Below are 4,471 nucleotides of genomic sequence, written 5' to 3' on the forward strand. Positions count from 1 at the left end.
ATTTATAGCACATTTCTGCCGATGATTATGCGCGCACGACGCTTGCAAGGAATGCCTTGTACCTTTCGCCGAGCCGCGCTGGCCTGAATTCGGCGCGAAAACGATCGCGAACGGCTTGTCCCTGCCGGGCACGAAGAGCCGGATCCCGCAAAAGCCGGTCTGCAATATCGATGTAGTTCGCTTCGCCGGGCGCCGTGAGTTCGCGAATTCCGACCAACTCAGCTCCCGAATCGGATTTCGAGTCCGGCAGGGATTTCAACACGATCGCCGGCTTCCCTGCACCCATTGCTTCAAGAATCGCGCGCCCGCCGGAATTCGGAAACGACGCCAGGTAAATGTCGATCACCTCAAGCAACGGAGCCACATTGCCGGCGTCCCCTAAAAACCGGACACGGGGCAAAACCCCTTCCGAATGCAGGTGCGACCGGACAGCCCGCACATTTCCAGTTCCGGCAAACAAGTGAAAGTGCTTCGGAAAGCGCTTCATCACTTCGGACACTGCTCTCAAATATCCGCTGCCTGCGGCGTCGCGAAGCTCTCCAAAGGTTGCGGAAACCGTGCTCGCAGACTCCAACCCTATCGCCGGGCGCGTGAGCGGCTCAGACATTTGAAGACGCGTTTCGACATCGCATGCAACCGGTATCCATTCTGAAGGAAGATCGCCAAACCTCGTCATTTCCAGTCCTGATAGTGACAAGTGAATACGCCCGTCAAACAGGTCCGCATCCATTTCAGCACCGTGACTGACATTGATCTGAACCGGCGCCGGCCGCATGGCTGCCACGCGCGCCGTGATTTGTTCGCTCAAATTACCGTGAAAGAACGCTATTTGAATCCCCGAACTTCGAATTGCATCGGCGATCCGCTCAGCGCGTTGAAGGAAATCGCCGTCAACCGATGCAATCCTGACATCTGCATCCAGGGTCACCGGCTGTGATTGAGGGACGGCCTCGGAATTGAAGAACCAGGAAGCAGCCCACTCCGTCGTAAAGACGGCCGACTGAATCCCCTGCTGTTTCAGGCTCAAAACCAGCATCCTCAGATATTCGTCCGCCGCTTCCGGCAAAATGCATCCGACAACGTGCGCGACCCGTGTCACCGGCGAATCGATTCGGACAGCGAGGCGAGGCGCAGACCAGTGCTCGAAAATTTCTCCGATATGGCGGACGCGGTCCGGCTGCAGGCCGGCAAGCATGGCACGTTGAAAGTAATCCATCGCGGAGGCGGGATCCTGTTGAGCAAGCGAATCCCCCACCCTGAAGGCAACGTCCGCCAGGCGTGCTTTGTTTCCTGTGTGATAGAGGGCCAGAGTGTACGCGTGATTGATGATGTCAGAGTGGTAGCCGGTCTCCTGAGCCGCTTTTTCGAGAAGAAGCGCGGCTGTGGCGAAATCTCGTTCGTTCAGCGCCTCGAACGCCTGCTCATAATTCACGCGGCTATTGTAGACCAGCGGTGGATTTGACTTTATTGGACCATTGTATCAATTGACGTTGCTTCATTTCTTAAGTTGAAGAAATGAAGCAACGTCAATTGATGCAATGATCCAATTTTATTAACTAGGCAGTGGTGCCCTTGCGAGCCTGGAAATGTTCTTGCGCCCGGCGTTTCAAACGTGCTTTCTTTTTTGCGCGGTTGACGCGGCGCTTCTTCAGGATTTCGAATTTCGTGCTCATGATTTCTCTATAATACTCGTCTTGGAAGTGAGTAGGGTCCGGTGACTCTCCTGGCCTTCAAAGCTTGTGGGGCGTCGGGGAACCGGCGTCCGGTGGGTTCGACTCCCACGCACTTCCGCCACGTTATGCCGAGGTTTTCGCGGCCTTCAGTGCGCCGACAGCTTTGGCTTCGTCTTCATAGACATCGAATACCGTCAGAAGTTTCGTCATCTGCAACAGGTCTTTTGCCTTCGCCGTCAGATTCAGAAGTTTCACGTCGCCCTGCTTGTTCCGCACAGTGGTATAAGCCGAAACCAGTTCACCCAATCCCGAAGAGTCGATATACGACACGTCGCCCAGATTCAAGACAAACTGGCGGGCGCCGTCATTGACTTGAACGCGAAGGGTCTCGCGTAACAGCAGAACGGGCTCACCAATCGTCAGCCGTCCCGACATATCCACCACGATGATGCCGTCGACTTTCCGGGTTTTTACATTCAAACTCATAAAACCTCCCTCGAATCAAATAGCGGAGCGCGTAGGTTACACGTATCGACCTTGAGTTTCAAGGACTTAAATGGAATCAGCCCTGGTCGTAGAATTTCATCGCGAGCGTGCCGTGCGCCGCGGCGCCGCCGGCGCGCAAGGCGGCTGCCAGCAGAACAGACTCCGCTACTTCCTCTTTAGACGCCCCGGCCTTCTTTGCATTTTTGGTGTGAACTTCGATGCAATAGACGCACTGCGTGGTGTGTGCAACTGCAACTGCGATCAATTCCCGATATTTACGGGGAATCTTGCCGTCCTCGCGGCCCACAATCGCATCCAGTGCCGCCCACGCTTTGAATTCTTCGGGCGCAAGCCCCTTCATGTCTTTCAACAGCTTCAGATCGTTTTCGTCGTGATAGTGATTTGACATTTGTACTCCAGTTAATAGCCCATGCGCAGCATGCCTTGTTGAGACCCATTTACCGAGCCACGTGTAAGCCATTCCAGCGATGCCTTGAACAGCAAATTGTGGTTCTTCTCCCACATTGCATTATGAGAGGAACACGCAAGATCGATGAAGACTTTCTGCGTCGACCCCAGATCCGCATACAGTGCCCGGACCGAATCCGGATTTACCTGCTTATCATGGACGCCGCTGATCATCAGGGTCGGAATCTGGCTTTTCGCAACAACCGACTGATTCCAGCCCCAAGTCGTCGTTTGGGGCGCGCGCCGGACACCGGTTCCCCATGTGGCTCCGACGGGGTCGGACTCGATCATCTTCGACCAGACACTGTCCGCCGTTGCCGGATCATACTGGTCTGCACATCCCGTCTGTCTGTCCCAGTTCGCGATAAATTCATCATGCGACTGCGTGTTCATCGCCACGCCCTCGGCAGGCACTGCAGCTGGAGGTTCGGCCTGCGACATCCGCGCGTAAGCAGGCGCGAGCAGGACCAGTTTCTGCACCTTTTCCGGATGGCGCGCGGCGTAGCCTCCGGCCCGGGGGCCACCCAGCGACCATCCAACCAGGTTCACGCGATCGACATGACGTAGCGCGCGAATGTAGTCGACGACGGCGTCGATATCATTCCAGTCAGAAGCCATAGTTGTCAGATTTCGCGAATAGCCGGCCGCGCATGGCGCCGGAAGGAACGCAGGTACGAATGTTTTCTGCTGCTCTTGCGACAGATTGCAGGGATCGTTCATGGCGGGCGGGCGGCTGGACCGGCCATATCCTGTCGTATCCATTGAAAACGCGTCGAAACCGGCCCGCGCCAGAAACGCCATCCAACTGTAATCCTGATATGGAACATCGAACGCAACTTCCGCCGGAGTACCGGCGCCGTGTACAAACAGGACGACCCGGCCGTTTAGATCGGCACTGCGCAAGGGGGTCGACGCCTTCGTTCGCTCGCGTACATAAATCGGAGTGAGCTGGCCCGCTATCGATGGGACAGTGGATTTCACACGCACGTAATGATCGAGCGTCAGAAGCGAACCGCTGTCCTCTGCGAGAGACGCGGACGCGAGCAAAAGCCCCAGAACAAGCACGATGTTTTTGGCCATGATGAAGAGAATCCATAAGACGGGGGGAACGCGCAAGGTTTTTATACACCTCCCCATCTGCGTCATCCGCGTAATCTGCGGCTAAAACCTGTCTGGATTTTTATGTGATCTATGTGGACAAGCGGCGTAACGGATAGTAAGTTGATGGGTCGAAACGAACCGGAGGAATCATGGTCAGGCTTATCAGCGTTGGATTGATCACACTGTTATTTCAGGCATCACCCATAGAAACGCGCATTGTGGACTATCTTAAGGCCAATGTGTCGCCAGGCAAGCCGGTCGTCGTTTCCGATCTGTATAACAATGTGTTCAAGACTCCTCAGGAACAGAAGGTTCTGGAACGCCTCTACAACACCTTCTTCAAGATCCCCATGTTCATTGTCCAATACAACGCGGGCAGCAAGAAAATCCCGACTTTGAAGGAAATATCCGAGCAGTTCAACTTCACCGTCCCGGGAGAGGCCGACGTCATTCTGCGGGTAATGGAGTCCGATCCGCGAGTCCCCAGATTTATCGAACGTAATCCGAAAACCGGCGAAATCACAAAAGTGGATATCGATAAGATCAAAGCCAGCCCGCAATTCAGCCGTGCGCTCGACCGAACAATTGCCGGCTGGGAGGGAAAGGAGGCGCCGGCCTTTTCCATCACCAGCTACGCCGGGAAACCGGTGACTTCTGAAATGGCTGCAGGACAGCCCCATCTGGTTTATTTCTGGTTCACCAACTGCCCGCCGTGTGTGAAAACCTCGCCTCTGCTTGCGGAG

The 4,471-nt window shown here is 55.3% G+C and carries 5 protein-coding genes and 1 tRNA gene; 2 read left to right on the forward strand and 4 right to left on the reverse strand.

Annotation, left to right across the window (positions count from 1 at the left end):
* Positions 1-25: 25 nt before the first annotated feature.
* A complete protein-coding gene (locus VGK48_16705; GenBank protein HEY2382818.1) occupies positions 26-1,432 on the reverse strand; it encodes a glycosyltransferase in 1,407 nt (468 codons plus the stop codon).
* A gap of 264 nt (positions 1,433-1,696) precedes the next feature.
* Here VGK48_16705 and VGK48_16710 point away from each other — a divergent pair.
* Positions 1,697-1,794: transfer RNA gene (locus VGK48_16710), tRNA-Sec, on the forward strand.
* 2 nt (positions 1,795-1,796) lie between these two features.
* Here VGK48_16710 and VGK48_16715 read toward each other — a convergent pair.
* From VGK48_16715 to VGK48_16725, 3 genes are all read right to left on the reverse strand, one after another.
* Entirely contained in the window at positions 1,797-2,159 is a 363-nt protein-coding gene (locus VGK48_16715; GenBank protein ID HEY2382819.1) for an STAS domain-containing protein, read from the reverse strand.
* A 76-nt stretch (positions 2,160-2,235) separates the two neighbouring features.
* Positions 2,236-2,568, reverse strand: a complete 333-nt coding sequence (locus VGK48_16720) for a carboxymuconolactone decarboxylase family protein (GenBank protein ID HEY2382820.1) — start codon at positions 2,566-2,568, stop codon at positions 2,236-2,238.
* A gap of 11 nt (positions 2,569-2,579) precedes the next feature.
* A complete protein-coding gene (locus VGK48_16725) occupies positions 2,580-3,707 on the reverse strand; it encodes an alpha/beta fold hydrolase (protein ID HEY2382821.1) in 1,128 nt (375 codons plus the stop codon).
* Between the two features lie 170 nt (positions 3,708-3,877).
* Between VGK48_16725 and VGK48_16730 the strand changes: the two genes are divergently transcribed.
* Positions 3,878-4,471, forward strand: a 594-nt coding sequence (locus VGK48_16730) for an SCO family protein (GenBank protein ID HEY2382822.1), incomplete at its 3' end; no start/stop codon positions are given.

The organism is Terriglobia bacterium (genome assembly GCA_036496425.1).
In the GTDB taxonomy this organism is placed as follows: Bacteria; Acidobacteriota; Terriglobia; order 20CM-2-55-15; family 20CM-2-55-15; genus 20CM-2-55-15.